13 protein-coding genes and 1 tRNA gene are annotated in these 16,920 nt (G+C 63.0%); 11 read left to right on the top strand and 3 right to left on the bottom strand.

All coding sequences use genetic code 11. The features are described 5' to 3' along the window. The first annotated feature begins 159 nt into the window (after window positions 1-159). The 7 genes from JQ603_RS19290 (at window position 160) to JQ603_RS19260 (ending at window position 7,069) form a co-directional block, all read left to right on the top strand. Window positions 160-1,047: an outer membrane protein gene (locus JQ603_RS19290; RefSeq protein ID WP_212341743.1), complete on the top strand. Its 888-nt coding sequence runs from the start codon at window positions 160-162 to the stop codon at window positions 1,045-1,047. A gap of 70 nt (window positions 1,048-1,117) precedes the next feature. Further along, complete coding sequence (locus JQ603_RS19285; protein ID WP_212341742.1) at window positions 1,118-1,708, top strand: glutathione S-transferase family protein; 591 nt, start codon at window positions 1,118-1,120, stop codon at window positions 1,706-1,708. Between the two features lie 57 nt (window positions 1,709-1,765). Continuing rightward, window positions 1,766-2,230, top strand: a complete 465-nt coding sequence (locus JQ603_RS19280; protein WP_212341741.1) for a GNAT family N-acetyltransferase — start codon at window positions 1,766-1,768, stop codon at window positions 2,228-2,230. 255 nt (window positions 2,231-2,485) lie between these two features. After that, complete coding sequence (locus JQ603_RS19275; RefSeq protein ID WP_212341740.1) at window positions 2,486-2,692, top strand: hypothetical protein; 207 nt, start codon at window positions 2,486-2,488, stop codon at window positions 2,690-2,692. 79 nt (window positions 2,693-2,771) lie between these two features. Beyond that, window positions 2,772-3,944, top strand: coding sequence for a phosphoserine transaminase (locus JQ603_RS19270; protein WP_130365361.1), 1,173 nt, complete (start codon window positions 2,772-2,774; stop codon window positions 3,942-3,944). Between the two features lie 154 nt (window positions 3,945-4,098). Then, window positions 4,099-5,688: a phosphoglycerate dehydrogenase gene (gene serA, locus JQ603_RS19265; protein WP_212341739.1), complete on the top strand. Its 1,590-nt coding sequence runs from the start codon at window positions 4,099-4,101 to the stop codon at window positions 5,686-5,688. Window positions 5,689-5,896: 208 nt separating this feature from the next. Continuing rightward, window positions 5,897-7,069 carry a thiolase family protein gene (locus JQ603_RS19260; RefSeq protein ID WP_212341737.1) on the top strand — a complete coding sequence of 391 codons (1,173 nt, stop codon included), beginning with the start codon at window positions 5,897-5,899 and terminating at the stop codon, window positions 7,067-7,069. Window positions 7,070-7,225: 156 nt separating this feature from the next. On the opposite strand, the gene JQ603_RS19255 is transcribed toward JQ603_RS19260, so the two are convergent. Beyond that, window positions 7,226-10,606 (bottom strand): PAS domain-containing protein, encoded by a 3,381-nt coding sequence (locus tag JQ603_RS19255; protein ID WP_212341736.1) that lies wholly within the window; start codon window positions 10,604-10,606, stop codon window positions 7,226-7,228. Between the two features lie 773 nt (window positions 10,607-11,379). On the opposite strand from JQ603_RS19255, the gene JQ603_RS19250 reads away from it, so the two are divergent. From JQ603_RS19250 to JQ603_RS19235, 4 genes are all read left to right on the top strand, one after another. Continuing rightward, window positions 11,380-11,814 carry a phasin gene (locus JQ603_RS19250; protein ID WP_212341734.1) on the top strand — a complete coding sequence of 145 codons (435 nt, stop codon included), beginning with the start codon at window positions 11,380-11,382 and terminating at the stop codon, window positions 11,812-11,814. Window positions 11,815-12,010: 196 nt separating this feature from the next. Continuing rightward, window positions 12,011-12,087, top strand: a tRNA-His gene (locus tag JQ603_RS19245). Between the two features lie 176 nt (window positions 12,088-12,263). Continuing rightward, on the top strand, window positions 12,264-13,457 hold the full coding sequence (locus JQ603_RS19240) for a helix-turn-helix domain-containing protein (RefSeq protein WP_212341733.1): 1,194 nt from the start codon (window positions 12,264-12,266) through the stop codon (window positions 13,455-13,457). After that, on the top strand, window positions 13,457-13,966 hold the full coding sequence (locus JQ603_RS19235; RefSeq protein WP_283817451.1) for a DUF4411 family protein: 510 nt from the start codon (window positions 13,457-13,459) through the stop codon (window positions 13,964-13,966). The genes JQ603_RS19240 and JQ603_RS19235 overlap by 1 nt, the downstream gene beginning before the upstream one ends. 266 nt (window positions 13,967-14,232) lie before the next feature. On the opposite strand, the gene JQ603_RS19230 is transcribed toward JQ603_RS19235, so the two are convergent. Together JQ603_RS19230 and JQ603_RS19225 are read right to left on the bottom strand one after the other, a co-directional pair. Next, window positions 14,233-15,789: an IS630 family transposase gene (locus tag JQ603_RS19230; protein WP_212341731.1), complete on the bottom strand. Its 1,557-nt coding sequence runs from the start codon at window positions 15,787-15,789 to the stop codon at window positions 14,233-14,235. 147 nt (window positions 15,790-15,936) lie between these two features. After that, window positions 15,937-16,824 (bottom strand): hypothetical protein, encoded by an 888-nt coding sequence (locus tag JQ603_RS19225; RefSeq protein WP_212341730.1) that lies wholly within the window; start codon window positions 16,822-16,824, stop codon window positions 15,937-15,939. Window positions 16,825-16,920: the final 96 nt, after the last annotated feature.

The raw sequence follows: 16,920 nt of genomic DNA, 5'->3' as shown, positions 1-16,920 counted from the left end.
TCGCTTAACGTCTCTTAACGGCGCGGGATCATCCCGCGCCGTTTTGCTTTGCGGATTTTTCATGGCCTGAGTGCGGCGAAATCGCCGGACGCAACCATTGGTTAAGGTTAACGAGCCATGATCATCGGCGAAAGTTCGAGTCCGATTTGGAGCGTTGCGATGCGTAGGCTTTTGGTGGCAGCGGCGATGTTGGGGACGGTGTCTGCCGCGCACGCGGCCGATATGCCGGATCTGCCGGTCCTGCGCGGCGGCTTCACCGACGGGCTGTCGAAGACGTCCCACAACTGGGACGGCTTCTATGTCGGCGGCAGCGCCGGCTATACCAGCGACGCCACCGATTTCAGCCAGAGCGTGGTCGGCCTGACCAACTATATCTTCCGCGACAGCGTTCTTCAGCAACCGACCTCGACGTGGTCGCTGATGAACAAGACCAACACGCAAGGCGTCAATTTCGGCGGCTTCATCGGCCGCAACTGGCAATGGTATGATGCCATCCTCAGCCTCGAGGGCACCTACAGCTACTTCAACAATCTCGCGACGTCGACGTCGGGCTCGAACTCGCTCATGATCGTCAACCCGGCCGGCGAAACGCGGCCCCCCGGCGTCACCAACAACTATGGTGTGACACTGACCGGTACCGCTGCGGCGCAGGTCAAGGACATGATCACGTTGCGCGGGCGCGTGGGCTGGGACGGCGGCGGCTTCATGCCCTACATGTTCGCCGGCGCGGCCGTCGGTCGCATGGATGTGTCCCGCACGGTGACGAGCAACGTGACATTGCGGCAGGACTCGACCGTCACGGACGCCTTCGGCAACGTCATTACGGTCATCGGCACGACCAACCCCGTTCCGGCACAATCGCAGAGCCAGTCGCAGCACAGAACCAATACGTTTGCGGTGGGCTGGACTGCCGGTCTCGGTCTCGAATACTGCATCTGGGACGGCCTGTTCGCGCGTATCGAATACGAATATGTGAGATTCTCTCCCGTCATGAACACGCAGGTGACGCTGAACAACGCGCGCCTCGGCCTCGGCTACAAGTTCTGAGCGGGCCGCTTCCTGTTGACAGCCTCGCGTCGTCCTGATGCTCTGTCGCTCCGACAGCGGGGTAGCAGTGATGAAGGTCTACGGCGACAGCAATTCGGGCAATTGTCTCAAGGTGAAGTGGGTCTGCGACAAGCTCGCGGTGCCCTATCAGTGGGTCGAGATCGACACACGCAAGGGCGAGACGCGCACGCCGCAATTTCTCAAGATGAACGGCGCCGGCCAGGTGCCGACCGTCGAATTCGACGACGGCCGCACGCTGGCGCAGTCTAACGCCATCATCCGCTATCTCGCCCGCGACAGCGCGCTCATTCCGCGCGATGCCTTCGCTGCGGCCAAGATGGACGAATGGCTGTTCTGGGAGCAGTACAGCCACGAGCCCTATGTTGCAGTGTGCCGCTTCCAGATCGTCTATCTCGGCAAGGACGCCTCCGAGCTCGATCCTGAAAAGGTCAAGCGCGGCTATGCGGCGCTCGACCGCATGGAGCAGCATCTCGCCACCAGCGGCTACTTCGCCGGCGATGCTGTCTCGCTCGCCGACGTCTCGCTGCTCGCCTATACGCGTGTCGCGCATGAAGGCGGTTTCGATCTCGGTCGCTATGCGGCTATCCGCCGCTGGATCGGCGAGGCCGAGGCTTTTCTCGGCCTGCCGCCGGCGCGCTGAGTCTTTACGCTGAGCCTTTACGCTCAGCCTTGGCGCCGAGTTTTTGGAGTTTCCCGTATGAACGATAAGTCCGTCTCGATCCGTCCCGCGCGCCGCGAGGACGTTCCGGCGATCGTGGCGATGCTCGCCGACGATCATCTCGGACGCGCTCGCGAGCGTGTGGAGGATCCGCTGCCTGCGTCCTACTACGCGGCGTTCGAGCGGGTCGAGCGCGATCCAAATCTGACGCTCGTGGTTGCCGAGAGCGAGGGCAGGGTGGTCGGCTGCCTGCAACTCGCTGTTCTCTCAGGCATCAGCTCGCAAGGCGGCATCCGCGGTCTGCTGGAGGACGTGCGCGTTGCCACTGATTGTCGCAGCCGCGGCATCGGCGAGCGATTGGTGCAATGGGCCGGGACGGAAGCAAAGGCGCGCGGCTGCAATCTGGTCGAACTGCTGACGCATCAGACGCGCGTCGATGCACAACGCTTCTACAAGCGGCTGGGATTCACAGCGAGTCATGTCGGCATGACTGTCCGCTTTTGAGGCAACAGGAGCGTTTTCGAGCGAAGTGGATGCCGGTTCGCGAAAAGAAAACGCGTCAATACAAAAATCCAGAGTCCCGTTCCGGTTGTGTCGGAATGGGGCTCTGGCCGCAAGCCTTGCGCGATCAGCGAAATCGGAGCGCGCGTTCGTTCATCTTAAGAGCTGATAAACTACCCGTCCGTCGTTCACGTGGACGCGGGAACGAACGGTGCTAGGCAGCGTCAGACACCGGGCTCGGTCGGTTCGGGGATTTCGATGACAAGCTATTCCATGATCAAGGTCGGCAACGACTACGTTGTGCAGGCCAACGACAAATGCATTTTGAAAGTGAGCAGCCGCCGCCGCGCGGCGCAATTGATCAGCGACGCCACGGACTTGCTGAACGCGCTCGCCCAGGTGGAATCCCCCGATATTGCACCCGAAGCGCCTTCACTCCAGCGTGAGACGCCTGAACTTCCTTGACGTCTCTTCCCGATTCCCGTATCAGCCGCGGCGGGACACCTCCCCCCAACGGGAGGCTTACTATCTGGAAGGGTAGATCATGACTGTAGCGAAGCCCGCTTCGCGGCCGACCGTGCCGCATTTTTCCTCCGGCCCCTGCGCCAAGCGCCCCGGCTGGAACGCCCAAAATCTCAAGGACGCAGCGCTCGGCCGCTCGCATCGTGCGAAGGTCGGCAAGACCAAGCTCAAGCTCGCGATCGATCTGACGCGCGAAGTGCTTGAAGTCCCGGCCGATTATCGCATCGGCATCGTGCCGGCCTCCGATACCGGCGCGGTCGAGATGGCGCTGTGGTCGCTGCTCGGTGCACGGCCCGTCACCACGCTTGCCTGGGAATCCTTCGGCGAGGGCTGGGTCAGCGACATCGTCAAGGAATTGAAGCTCAAGGACGTCACCAAGCTCAACGCGGCTTACGGTGAGATTCCCGACCTCTCCAAGGTCGATCCCAAGAGCGACGTCGTCTTCACCTGGAACGGCACCACCTCGGGCGTGCGCGTGCCGAACGCCGACTGGATCAGCGCGACCCGCGAAGGCCTGACCATCTGCGACGCGACCTCCGCCGCGTTTGCGCAGCCGCTCGACTGGGCCAAGCTCGACGTCGTCACCTTCTCCTGGCAGAAGGCGCTCGGCGGCGAAGCCGCGCACGGCATGCTGATCCTGTCGCCCCGCGCGGTGGAGCGGCTTGAGACCTACAAGCCGGCCTGGCCGCTGCCGAAGATCTTCCGCATGACCAAGGGCGGCAAGCTCAACGAAGGCATCTTCGTCGGCGAGACCATCAACACGCCGTCGATGCTCTGCGTCGAGGACTATCTCGATGCGCTGAACTGGGCCAAGTCGATCGGCGGCCTCAAGGCGCTGATCGCGCGCGCCGACGCCAACACCAAGGTGCTTGCCGACTGGAAGGCGAAGACGCCCTGGATCGACTTCCTGGCCAAGGACGCCTCGATCCGCTCCAACACCTCGGTGTGCCTGAAGTTCACCGATCCCGCGATCACCTCGCTCTCGGACGACGCGCAGGCGGAGTTCAGCAAGAAGCTGGTCGCGCTGGTCGAGAAGGAAGGCGCCGGCTACGACTTCGCGTACTATCGCGACGCGCCGGCGGGCCTGCGCATCTGGTGCGGCGCCACGGTGGAAGCGAAGGACGTCGAGCTGCTGACGCAGTGGATCGACTGGGCCTTCGCCGAGACCAAGGCCACGCTGGCGAAGGCCGCGTAGTTCGCTCCAACTCATTCTCGTCATGGCCGGGCTTGACCCGGCCATCCATCGATCAAGAGAGATGGGTCCGCGGGGCTCTGGCGCTAAGACGCGCTTCGCGCTTAAGCCCGCGGATGACATTCCGTAAATGCAGCACGCACCACGGATCAATCCCATGACCAAACCCAAAGTTCTCATTTCCGACGCACTGTCTCCCGCCGCCGTACAGATCTTCAAGGACCGCGGTGTCGAGGTCGACTTCCAGCCCAACCTCGGCAAGGACAAGGACAAGCTCGCCGAGATCATCGGCAATTATGACGGCCTTGCGATCCGCTCAGCGACCAAGGCGACCGCCAAGATCCTGGAGAAGGCGGCCAAGCTGAAGGTGATCGGCCGCGCGGGCATCGGCGTCGACAATGTCGAGATCCCGGCCGCCACCGCCAAGGGCATCATCGTGATGAACACGCCGTTCGGCAATTCGATCACGACCGCCGAGCATGCGATTACGCTCATGCTGGCGCTCGCCCGCGAGATCCCGCAGGCCGATGCCTCGACCCAGGCCGGCAAGTGGGAGAAGAACCGCTTCATGGGCGTCGAGATCACCGGCAAGGTGCTCGGCGTGGTCGGCTGCGGCAATATCGGCTCGATCGTCGCCGACCGCGCGCTCGGCCTGCGCATGAAGGTGGTCGCGTTCGATCCGTTCCTGTCGCCCGAGCGCGCCAAGGACATCGGCGTCGAGAAGGTCGATCTCGATGACCTGCTCAAGCGCGCCGACTTCATCACGCTGCACACGCCGCTGACCGAGAAGACCAGGAACATCATCGACGCGGCCGCGATCGCCAAGATGAAGAAGGGCGTGCGCCTGATCAACTGCGCCCGCGGCGGTCTCGTCGACGAGCAGGCCGTGGTCGAGGCGCTCAATTCCAAGCACATCGCCGGCGCCGCCTTCGACGTCTTCGTCGAGGAGCCCGCGACCTCCAACGTGCTGTTCGGCCATCCCAACGTGATCTGCACCCCGCATCTCGGCGCCTCCACCACGGAAGCGCAGGAGAACGTCGCGCTCCAGGTCGCCGAGCAGATGTCGGATTACCTCTTGACCGGCGCGATCTCGAACGCGGTCAACTTCCCCTCGATCACGGCGGAAGAAGCGCCGAAGCTGAAGCCGTTCATCGCGCTCGCCGAGAAGCTCGGCTCGTTCGCCGGCCAGCTCACCGAGAGCGGCATCCTCAAGGTCGAGATCACCTATGAGGGCCACGTCGCCGAGATGAAGATCAAGGCGATCACCTCCGCGGTGCTGTCCGGCCTGCTGCGGCCGATGCTGGGCGAGGTCAACGTCGTCTCCGCGCCGGTCGTCGCCAAGGAGCGCGGCATGGTCGTCGACGAGATCGTGCGCGCCGCCCAGAGCGACTATGAGAGCCTGATCACCGTCACCGTCGCGACCGAACGCCAGGAGCGCTCGGTCTCCGGTACCGTCTATCACGACGGCAAGCCGCGCCTCGTCGACGTCAAGGGCATCCGCGTCGACGCCGAGTTCGGCAAGTCGATGATCTACATCACCAACGAGGACAAGCCGGGCTTCATCGGCAAGTTCGCGAGCCTGCTCGGCGATGCCAAGATCAACATCGCCACCTTCCATCTCGGCCGCGTCGCGCCCGGCAGCGATGCCATTGCGCTGGTCGAGGTCGACGGCGTGGTGCCGGCGGACGTGCTCGCCAAGGTGCAGGCCCTGCCGCAGGTCAAGCAGGCCAAGGCGCTGACGTTCTGAGATGACGTTGTCATTCCGGGTTCTCGCTTCGCGAGCCCCAGAATGACGAGCATCATACCATATATTCCGACACGCGGAACAACGCCGTCTCCATCGCCGGAGGCGGCGTTTTTATTTTCCCCGCACCCTCCAATCTTTGTGTACCAATGGCGTCCAGGACGCCTCGTAACTACGCTCCGTTCAAAATCGTTCGACAAGGGAGAAAACAATGCGTGAAGCCGTCATCGTTTCCTATGCGCGCACGGGCCTGGCGAAATCCGGCCGCGGCGGGTTCAACATCACGCCGCCGATGTCGCTCGCAGCGCACGCCATCCATCACGCGGTCGATCGCGCCGGCGTCGACAAGGACTATGTCGAGGACTGCTATCTCGGCAATTGCGCCCATGGCGCCCCGAACATCGGTCGCCAGGCCGCGCTGCTCGCGGGCCTGCCGAAGACCACGGCCGGCGTGTCCGTGAACCGCTTCTGCTCCTCGGGCCTGCAGACCATCGCGATGGCCGCCAACTCGATCCGCTCGGACGGCGCCGACTGCATCGTCGCCGGCGGCGTCGAGAGCATCTCGATTCCCGGCGGCGGCTCGCCGAAGGAATGGGTCGATCCTGAGCTGCTCAAGGTTGCGCCCGATATCTTCATGGCGATGATCGACACCGCCGACATCGTCGCCGAGCGCTACAAGCTCAGCCGCGAATACCAGGACGAGTTCTCGCTGGAATCGCAGCGCCGCATGGCCGCGGCCCAGCAGGCGAACAAGTTCAAGGACGAGATCGTCCCGATGAAGACCAAGATGAAGGTCGTGGACAAGCAGACCAAGGCGGAGAGCATCGTCGACTACGTCGTCGACCGCGACGAATGCAACCGGCCCGAGACCACGATGGAGGGCCTTGCCAAGCTGGAGCCGGTGAAGGGCCCCGGCAAGTTCGTCACCGCCGGCAATGCCAGCCAGCTCTCCGACGGCGCCGCCGCCGTGGTGCTGATGGAAGCCAAGGACGCCGAGAAGCGCGGGCTGAAGCCGCTCGGCCGCTTCGTCGCCTGGGCGACCGCGGGCTGCGAGCCCGACGAGATGGGCATCGGCCCGGTGTTCGCGATCCCGAAGCTCTTGAAGCGCACCGGCCTCAAGATCGACGACATCGATCTCTGGGAGCTCAACGAGGCCTTCGCCAGCCAGTGCCTGTACTGCCGCGACCAGCTCGAGATCGATCCCGCCAAGTACAACGTCAATGGCGGCTCGATCGCGATCGGCCATCCCTTCGGCATGACCGGCGCCCGTCTCACCGGCCATCTGCTGCAGGAAGGCGCGCGGCGCAAGGCCAAGTGGGGCGTCGTGACGATGTGCATCGGCGGCGGCCAGGGCGGCGCCGGCCTGTTCGAGATCTACAGCTGAGATCGTGCACGATGAATGCAAAAGGGCACGGCGCGCGCCGTGCCCTTTTTGTTTGGGCGGTCTGCAAATCGTCGGCGCATCTGCGTAGCCCGCATGAGCGAAGCGATATGCGGGACCTTCCCGGGTGTCGCTTCGCTCACCCGGGCTACGCAGTCGCTACGCCCGCGCCAGCGCCGGCGCGAACACCACTTCGATCAGCGTGCCGGAATTGCCTGAACTCTTGATGTTGAACTGGGCGCGGTTAGCTTCGACCAGCGCTTTCGTCAGCGACAAATTGAGCGCGGAATTGTCCGCGGCATCCCCGGGCGGCGGGGTGCGGAACGGCTCCATCGCGGCGGCGACCTCGCGCTCCGAGAGGCCATGGCCGGTGTCGCGGATGCGCAGCGCGATCTCGCCGCGGTCGGTCATCGCCGTGGAGACGATGACCTGGCCGCCGGCGCTCGCCAGCCGGATCGAGTTCGAGATCAAATTCATGGTGATCTGCCGCATCGCGCGCGCGTCCACACTCACCTGCGGCAGCGCGTGGGCGAGCGAAGTGCGGATGATGATGCGCTCGCGGTTGGCCTGCGGCTGCATCACCACGACGCAGGCCTCGACCAGATCGTTGAGGTTGAGGTTGGCGAAGGTGAGGTCGAGCTTGCCGGTCTCGATCCGCGACAGCTCCAGCAGATCGTCGATGATGGCGATGACGCGCTCGCCGGAGGCGCGGATGTCCTTCATGTATTCGCCGTAGCGCTCGTTGCCGAGCGTGCCGAAGCGCTCCGAGATCATCACCTCGGCAAAGCCGATGATGGCGTTGAGCGGGGTGCGGACCTCGTGGCTGATGCGCGCCAGCATGTCGGCCTTGGCATTCGCCGCACCGTCGACGAGGCGGCGGGCCTGCGTCAGCTCGCTCTCGCCCTTCTTGCTCTGGGAGAGATCGCGGAACACGGCGAAGAAGTTCGGGCCATCGGGCCGCGTGCGGCCCATGATCATCGCGAGCGGAAGCACGCCGCCCTTCTTCTCGCGTCCCAGCACCTCGCGGCCGTGGTCGAGCAGGCTCGCGATGTCCTGGCTCTTCACGCTGTCGAGATAGTCGGCGACGACCTGCTGGCTCTCGGGCGCGAACAGCGTCACCAGGTTCCGCTCGAGCAGCGCCGCGCCGTCATAGCCGAACAGCGCCTCGGCGCTGCGGTTGCAGGCGTGGATGTTGCCTTCGGCATCGAACATGACGATGCCCTCGGCCGTGGTATCGAGGATAGCGGCGAGATCTTCCGCGTCGGCATCGCCGGCCGCGGGCTCCAGATCAGGCGCGTAGGGAAAGGACTCGGGGACGACGGGCTCGGCGACGTCAGGTGGTGCGGCAATCGCGGGCGCGGCCGTAACAAGTACAGGATTGGGCAGCGCGCAGATCAGCGCATGCGCGCTGTCGCCGTCCCAGTCGATGGTGTGCAGATGCGCGTCAGTCGTCGGCAGCGGCGCTTCGCCATTGGCAAGCGTCGCGCTGATCGTCACCGGCGTGCCGCCTTGCGACGTGCTGCTGGCGGACGACACGCCCGGCTCGACATAGAGCGCGTCGAGCCCGCCGGCATGCTCCAGCGCGCTGACGCTGGCATAGCCCATGCGCGCGAGGAACGCCGGGTTGGCGTAGAGCAGGCGGTCGAGGCGATAGATCAAAATGCCCGTCGGCAACAGGTCGAGCAGCGTGCGATCGCGCAGGCTGGTGCCGCGCGCCGGCGGTGCGGCCTCGGTCAGCCATTCGGCCGGCGCGGGCGGCGGCAGAGGTTCGGGCTCAGGCTCCGACAGCAGCGGCTCGGGCGCGACCTCGGCGGCCGGCGGCTCGGTGCTGTCTGCTGCGATGCTCTCGCGCTCGCGTTCGAGCCGCTCGGACAATTGCCGCGCGAGCTCGTTGAACGCGCTGTTCTCGACCGGCGTCAGCGTCGGCGATCGGGTATCGCCGGGGCTGCGGAACGGCACGACGTTGGGAGGCGTTTCCACGGGCGTTTCCAAATCGGTTGGGTGTGAATTCGCTTCGTTGACGGTTTCGGGCAGTTCAGGTTCAGGTGTTGGCTCAGGCTCAGGTGCAGGCGGCTCGATCGGCGGAGGCGGTGCCTCCGCCACCGGTTCGGGCTCGACGCTGTCGGCAGACGGGCCTTGCGCCGCGTGCGGTTCGACGAACAGCTCGAAGCGGCGCAGCGCATCGAGCCGGTTGAGACCGTCGAGATCGCGGCAGACGCCAAAGCCCCGAAAGCCCGCAAAGTTGCGCTCGCGGTCGTAGACCGGCAGGCCGGCGAGCTCGACCGGCAGATGCTCGCCGCCGTCGGCCGGCCAGTTCACGGTGATGCCGGCCCAGGTGTCGTGGCTTTCGAGCGCCTGCGCGACGCGTCCCTCCGGATCGAGCGAAAACTGGTCGGCGATCTCGCGCCAGGGACGGCCGAAGCCGGCCGCCGTGTGCGCGCCCATCAGGCGGATGAAGTCGCTGGACGCAAGCACGAAGCGGCCGTCCGCATCCATCTGCCAGAGGAAGCGCAGCGGATGCTGGCGCGGTGCGGGCGGCTCTGCGGGACCGGGCGGCGGCTCGACCATGCCACCAGTGGTGGGCACGGCCTGCGGCGACACAATGGCTGCGTGCGGGTTTTCAACCGGAGTCTTTGGCGCGAGGTCGATGGTCGTTTCCGCGGCAGGCTCCTCAGGTGCGACGGCGTCCCGGATCGACACGATCTCCGCGGCCTGCTTGCTTGCGGCAGGCGTCTCGGCCGGCTCGGCAAAGGCATCGAACAGCGGGATGCCGGAGGTAGCCTCGGCCGACCGTGCAGGCTGCACATCATCCGGCACCGCGGCTTCTTCGCGCACAATCTCCTGCACCGCTTCAGGCGCAGCATCCGCGCTCGCAGCCGCCGTCTGCGCAGCGGCCGGCTCGATCAGCGCGACCAGGCCGACATCGGCCCCTAGGCCGACCCGTTGCAGCACCATCTGGCCGATGCCGATCGGCGTCTCGACGCGGCCTTTGGCCAGCGCATCGCTGCGGGCCTGTTCGAGGCCGGCCTCGCCGAGGTCACGGAAGCCGAGCAGGGAACGGGCGGCCTCGCTGGCGCCGACGAAAAGGCCGTCCGGCGCGAACGCCGCCATCGGTACCTTCGCGGCCTCGACCAGGCGATGCAGCCGCTCGACCAGCGGCATGGCTTGCCCGGTCGGGTCCAGCGCGGTGACGAGCACGCCGTTCTTGCCGTCGGCAAAATCGAGCCGCGCGCAGGCGCAGGTCATGAGGGTGCCGAGCCGGGCGCCGAAGCCGCGCAGCCGCTCCAGCCGCACGGCGCCGTTTGCCGGCAGCTGGCGGGCGAGCCGGGCCACCTGGCGGCGATGGCTGTCGGCGGGGCCGAAGATCTTCTCTGCGAGCGCCGCGGCATGGGCCGCGCCGAACAGTCTTGCGCCGACCGGATTGGCCCACAGCACGCGGGTGCCGTCGACCGCGAAGAGCCAGGTGGGGAGCTGCGAGGTCGCATGCACGGCCAGCCGCGGATCGCCCACGCCTCGCAACTGGAAATCCGAACTACTCATCCAACCGGCTTCACGTCTCGTCGGCGTCTCGTGGGGCGGCTGCCGGAATGACAGCCTTAAGAAAGGGTTAGTATTGCCCGCGGGCGCGGGCAGGTCCACGGCCCCGGTCGACGGAGAGCGGCCGAAAGCCGCGATAACCTTAATGATGCCACCCAAGCAAGCCGCAGCCCCGCTGCATCCGCAGGATTCGCAGGGGCGCGGCGACCATCAGGCCGCTGCCGAGGCTGCACGCGGCGCGCGCGGTGCCCACCCTCCCCTGGAGGGGGAGGGTCGATCGCGCGCAGCGCGAGCGGGGTGGGGTGATCTCTCCCCTCGGGCACCGCCGCCGTTGAGGGACTGTCACCCCACCCCGTCTCGCATCGCTACGCGTTGCGAGCCGACCCTCCCCCTCCAGGGGAGGGTAAGAAAAACCCGCTGCCGTCCCCAATCCGCTCGAACCCGCAAGGCGCAGCCCGGCTGCATCCGCAGGACTCGCGGGGAGGGTAAGAAAGCCTGCCGTCTTCACGTGCTCCCCCGCACCCCACTACCTCAACCTCGGGTTCCCTCCCTTAGGAACCTCGCCCTCGCCGGGATTAAATTTCGCGACGCACCCGCCTGATGCATTGCGCTGCACAATGTTGACATGTTAGGCAGCGACAATGCTGGGCGCTGGGCGAGTCACCTCGTTTGTTTCGCGTATCCAGTCTTCGTACCCGCCAACTGAAGGCCCCGGTTGGCCGGCGGGCGCGCCGTAAGGCTCACTCCATTTTTTCAAGATTAGCGTGAGGACAACCATGACAGGTGCGACTGATCCGTTCTCTGCCTCGATCATTCCGTTCGAGGTCCCCGAGCAGATGCGTGCGTTCGCCGAGAAGGGCGTTTCGCAGGCCCGCGAGAGCTACGCCAAGTTCAAGGACGCGGCCGAGACCCACAACGGCACCGTCGAGGCCGTGTTCACCTGCGCCAGCAAGGGCGCGAGCGAATACACCGCCAAGCTGGTCGAGTTCATGAAGGCCAACTCCACGGCCTCGCTGGACTTCGCCCAGGAGCTGCTCGCCGCCAAGTCGCCATCGGACGCGTTCTCGCTCTGGACCGGCCATGCCCGCACCCAGCTCGAGACCTTCCAGGCCCAGGCCAAGGAGCTGGTCGAGATCAGCCAGCGCGTCGCCAATGAGACCGCCGAGCCGATCAAGGCGAGTGCCGCGAAGTTCTACAAGCCCGCCGCCTGATCAGACCGGCGGATCGATCAAGTTAAGAAACCCGGGCCGATAGGCCCGGGTTTTGTTCTGGAATAAGGTGATTTTGGCCGGATTTTAGCCCGGCAGCGGCCTTGCCAAACGGAGCCGTTGCACCTAGTTTCCGCCCCGTCCAGCCCCCTCGGTTGTCGGCCCTAGCAAGGGCGCCCCTCGGGCGGCTCGCAAGGATGCAGTTGTAGCTCAGTTGGTTAGAGCGCCTGTCTGTGGAACAGGAGGTCGGTGGTTCGAGCCCACCCAACTGTACCAATAAAATCAATTTCTTAGCAGAGTTGACCCACCGAGCGGCTGAGGCGGGCAGAAGCGCCGCTCTGTGCTCGCGCATCCGCCGATGCGATGGGGTGCGGACCTTTTCTCCTCAACCATGGCGTGACCCGTTGAATCACACACTATTCAGTTTAGGTTTTGCGCTAAGGTGACGCGCAATGGCCATCGCGCAGAAGAAAGAAAGAGCGCCGTTCAATCGCGACGTCCTTCAATGGGCGCGCAAGCGCGTGCGGCTATCTCTGGATAGCGCTGCGAAAGGCGCCGGAGTAACGCCCGATCATATACAGCGATGGGAGAGTGGCGCAGACGTCCCGACCGTGAAGCAAGCCCGCAAGTTGGCAAACGTCTACGACGTGCCGTTCATGGAGCTTCTTTCGAAGGAGCAGCCGAAGATAAAAGAACTGGAATTGGTTCCGGATTTTCGGCTGCATTCGGACGCCGAGGCACCGAACGAGCAATACGAACTCCTTCTAATCCAGGCGGAAGCCGAAGAGACGCGCCTCAATGCGCTCGATCTCTACGAAATTCTCGGGATCAAACCGCCCGTCCTTGATGACTCGTTTTATTGGGGCCTCGGGAAAAACCACGAAGCAGCAGCGGCGGCCGCTCGTGAAGCGCTGAAGCTACCGATGGACGAGCAGTACTCACGTAAGGGAAACGATAAGGCGAAGTTCATCAGCGCATTCCGGAACTACCTGGAACGCGCAGGCATCATCACTATGAAGAATTCCGGTCTGGCGGCCTTCGGCGCACGAGGCATGTGCCTCTTTGCAAGTCCGCTGCCCGTGCTCGTCTTTAGCAAGGAAGCTCCTACCGCACAGGCCTTCACACTTGCGCATGAGCTTGGACACGTCGTCCTTAAGGAGAGCGGGATCAGCGGTCCGATAGGATCAGCGCCCAGCAAGACTCGTGCGCGACAGGTAGAAGATTGGTGTGATGGATTTGCGGGCGCTTTCCTAATGCCGAAGACCGAAATCGTTCGGATTCTCCAGCCAGTGCCGAGCCGACCAGAGAGAAGCATAGACGACGGAAAGATTTCTGGTGTGGCCAACGCTTTCTGTGTGAGCCGTCACGCTGCACTGGTTCGCCTTGTTGAGCTTGGTTACGTCGATCAAGATTTTTACTGGCGGGTGAAGAGACCTCAGTTCCTTCAGCAAGAGAAGGAATTCAAGGGCGGCGGCCGCCCCGAATACTATGGTTCAAGATTCCGGTCCTCGCGCGGTGACCTTTACACTGGACTGGTCCTTGACGCGTGGTCGAACGGAATGATCACGAACCACAATGCGGCAGAATTCATGGGCATCAAAAATCTTGCCCATCTCGATGATATCCGAAATCATTTCAGAACCTGATGAAGAAATATTGCCTCGATACATCGGGGTTGAGCAACCCTCTGGAGTTCATGCCAGAGGACATCCACCCGACGATCTGGGCGAAGGTTGCTGGGTTGGTCGCGGACGGGACGTTTGCCGTGACAGTCGAGATATACGAGGAGCTCGAACACCTTCCTGGCCCCATTGGAGAGTGCATCAAGGATAATGAAGCCGCGCTCCAGATGGAAATCGAGGAGGAGAACTGGGACTGGAAGACGTACGTGGCGCACTACGAGGAGATGAAGGTCCGACACGCGGCCGTCATCTCTGAGTATAATGGCAATCGCAAGGGGACGATCGGATTGAACGATCTAACGATCATTGCGCTGGCGAAGACTCTTGGACTTCCTGTGGTCAGCAGTGAAAAGAAAACGAACGTTGATCAGGATAGCGCCAAGCGACAAAAAATACCCGACATTTGTGACAAGGAAGGTGTGGTCCACCTCAATTTCAACGACCTGCTTCGTGCGGAGGGGATCAAGAATTAGGTGCCTATGAGCCGCGGTTGTTCGGGTACAGGACACGCAATGATCGCTCGCCGAACTAGCTTACCCGCCACGATCATCACCGCCGGCAGCGTCTCCAGCGCGACCGTGCCTAACATCGCGTTCGGTGACATTCCACTAATCCGGTGCGCTATCTGAAGCGCTGGTCAAGGCCAATTTTGTGCACTGTCACCGTAATCCAAAGGAAACGAAGTCGGGCGATGGCTGGACTTCTCATTCGATGAGAGCGTGGTGCGGTTCGGTGAGCATCAACCGAGCCGTGGATCCTTGCAGTTGTTCGACTGGGAGAATTCCGCGGGTACCCGCTCCTTGCCCCAGATCTTGTTGCCGGCCCTGCGCGGATTCGCCCGGAAATGCTCATTCCTTTCTTCAAAATACCGGTCAATCGCCGCTTTTGCTTCGTCGGGCGACTGGTAGTTGCTGTTGTGAATGATGGCGCGAGCCATGCCGCTGAAGACCGATTCGATGACATTGAGGAATTGCGCCCGCGCGGGCAAAGGTGCGATCACGACTGTTGGTCCGACTATTCGGCTGTTGTGGTGCTCGACCGTTTGGTTCAGCTCCTTTGAGACGTGCCATGAGGCAGCATCCCAGGAGAGATAGATGCAGCTGCGATCCCGGTATTTATCGAGGAGCACCTTCATCATGCGAATCATTTCTGCCGTATTCTTTTTCTCGCTGTAGAAGTGCGTGACTTGATTGGACGAAAGCTCGATTGCGGCCGTCAGCGTGACGGTGCCCCGAGACTTTTGCCATTGCTGCACGAGTGGCCGTTCGCCGGGAGCCGTAAGCGATCTCCCCGGCTGGTGCTTGACGGCAAATGGCCCGAACTCGTCGATCGAGAAGAATGCTTCGTCAGGGGCAAGGTTGCTCAAGATCGACTTGATCCGGTCGACCTTCTGAGCGAATTCCGGGTCGTTCGAGGTCAGCACGATGCGGGCTTTGCGCCACTTATAGCCTGAAGACTTTATGATCTTGCGGACCGTCTCCTCGCTCGCCGCCTGTCCTCTTTGCGCAAGGACGCGCCCAAGATCAGCAACCTTCCATGTGGTGCGGTTGATCCCGAACTCGCTCGGCGGTCGGTGCAGGGTATCAAACAGGGCGTTCCTGAGTTCTTCACTATCGAATTTCCGCGTGGGGCTTCGGCGCCGCGCGAACAGGCTATCTACACCGCCTTCGGCGTAGACGCGAAGACAACGGCGCCAGGTGATAGGACTTAGCCCGATCAGTCCACACAACATGCTCTGCCGAACGCCGAGCCAATGGGTCAGCAGCACCATGGCCCGCCTGCGGTTGAGAACCCGTGCTCTCAGCAAATGCTCGATGACGATGCGGAGATCGGATGCACCGACAGCAGGGGGCATCCTCACCTTGCAGCACGCGGGCAGCTCTCCGGCTGGGTCGGCCGGGATGCTGGTGATTGCCCCCATGGCGTCCGCGGGGCTGAGCGCTCCTCTTCGTGAGAGCATTGTTGTGATTGTCGATGGCGCAGGGATTTTTGCTCTGCCGCGCCTGCGAAGTTCGCCCGCGATCCGCCGGCCGCCCCAGAGCGGATGACTTGCGCGGACCGAAAATACTTCGTTCTCGATTTCTGCTGGCGTTCTCGAAGGATTGTGCCGAGGCCGCCGGGAACGATCCTGATACCCAGCAGGCCCCATTGTACGAACACGCGCGAGCAGCTTGTAGGCCGTCTTGGGGCTGACGTTGAACTTGCGGCAAAGCGCCCGGATGTTTGCGCGGGGCGAACTGGCCAGGGTGACAAACTCCTGCCTCGCCTCAATGACCGTTCTCGATGTCCACGGCATCGCTCATCTCCATCATTCGGCCGCACCACCGGTCCTTCTTTGGACCTTTGGCACCTTCGTCGACTCACGGATGCAAGTGCTGTGCACGCCTCCATTGCGTTTCGGCAGCTGCGTGATGCATCCGCCTCCTCCGGCGCAACGGCTCCCCTAGATCCGTTCAACGGCACCCATCGAGGTTGCTACTTCTCGGAGACGGCATAGGAGCTCTTCAGGAGTCGTTTCATTGAACGTCTCGACGCCATTCCATTCGAGCGGCTGATATAGAAATCCAAGTTTCGGTTGCTCGAGATACGCTGCAACTACTGCTGCACCTCTCCAAAAATTCGCTAGGATTTGGTAGGTGTAATAGTTCATTCCGGTTTGTTGTTCGGCCTGCTGTTCTTCGCCTCTAGCTTTGCCGAATTCCATATCCTGGAGCATCGTCGCCCCTAGTACATGTTGGTAGGTGTGCCCGAACGGCGACGCGAGAACCGTGATCATAAAGCCTCCCACATGGTTACTTAGGAAGCGTGCCGGCTGCGTGGCAATTTTGTTGATTGTACAAGCGAACCGGTGCTCTTCAGGGCTAATGAATGGGATGATGGTGCTATGCGCGAGCGCTGTGGGGGTATCAGCCTCAATGTTCTCGATTGCGGTAACAACGTCGGGCTGTCCTATCCATAGACGGTCATCGTTCTCAGTGATCAGGCCGTCTTTCCAAATCTTGAACATAGCGACTCTGCTGCGGTGCGAGGCCACGAGAAACTCTGTCCGAAATTCTTCACCCCTGGCTGCACTCTCAGCGCTTGCGTTTCTCAAGGGCTTGATCACGTCTTCGATACGACGACCGTCACGCGCAACTGCGGCCGCGTGCTGGATGGCGGGCAGCGCATGTCCCACCGTCCCTGCATAAGCGACCGAGACATCTTCGCATAAGACAATGGCCTTCACTCTCCCAGGAATCAGGTTGCGCTTTGCTGTCGTCTCATCGTGGATCATTGTGTCCGTAGCGATAAGCATGCGATCACCAAATCGACGCGCTAGTCCAACGGTCACCTTCAGTCTCCTTGTCAGTTATCCACGATTCTTGAGGTGGCCCGTAAGGGCGGTCAATCTTCAGGTATTCCGGCAAGATGTCGTCGGATCGGCATC

Origin of the sequence: Bradyrhizobium liaoningense, from assembly GCF_018130825.1 — a bacterium.
In the GTDB taxonomy this organism is placed as follows: domain Bacteria; phylum Pseudomonadota; class Alphaproteobacteria; order Rhizobiales; family Xanthobacteraceae; genus Bradyrhizobium; species Bradyrhizobium liaoningense_B.
This window is presented reverse-complemented; position numbering and strand designations above follow the sequence as displayed.

Coding starts and splice junctions, on each gene's coding strand:
- JQ603_RS19290 (WP_212341743.1), top strand. CDS start 160: ATGCGTAGGCTTTTGGTGGCAGCGGCGATGTTGGGGACGGTGTCTGCC.
- JQ603_RS19285 (WP_212341742.1), top strand. CDS start 1,118: ATGAAGGTCTACGGCGACAGCAATTCGGGCAATTGTCTCAAGGTGAAG.
- JQ603_RS19280 (WP_212341741.1), top strand. CDS start 1,766: ATGAACGATAAGTCCGTCTCGATCCGTCCCGCGCGCCGCGAGGACGTT.
- JQ603_RS19275 (WP_212341740.1), top strand. CDS start 2,486: ATGACAAGCTATTCCATGATCAAGGTCGGCAACGACTACGTTGTGCAG.
- JQ603_RS19270 (WP_130365361.1), top strand. CDS start 2,772: ATGACTGTAGCGAAGCCCGCTTCGCGGCCGACCGTGCCGCATTTTTCC.
- serA (WP_212341739.1), top strand. CDS start 4,099: ATGACCAAACCCAAAGTTCTCATTTCCGACGCACTGTCTCCCGCCGCC.
- JQ603_RS19260 (WP_212341737.1), top strand. CDS start 5,897: ATGCGTGAAGCCGTCATCGTTTCCTATGCGCGCACGGGCCTGGCGAAA.
- JQ603_RS19255 (WP_212341736.1), bottom strand. CDS start 10,606: ATGAGTAGTTCGGATTTCCAGTTGCGAGGCGTGGGCGATCCGCGGCTG.
- JQ603_RS19250 (WP_212341734.1), top strand. CDS start 11,380: ATGACAGGTGCGACTGATCCGTTCTCTGCCTCGATCATTCCGTTCGAG.
- JQ603_RS19240 (WP_212341733.1), top strand. CDS start 12,264: ATGGCCATCGCGCAGAAGAAAGAAAGAGCGCCGTTCAATCGCGACGTC.
- JQ603_RS19235 (WP_283817451.1), top strand. CDS start 13,457: ATGAAGAAATATTGCCTCGATACATCGGGGTTGAGCAACCCTCTGGAG.
- JQ603_RS19230 (WP_212341731.1), bottom strand. CDS start 15,789: ATGCCGTGGACATCGAGAACGGTCATTGAGGCGAGGCAGGAGTTTGTC.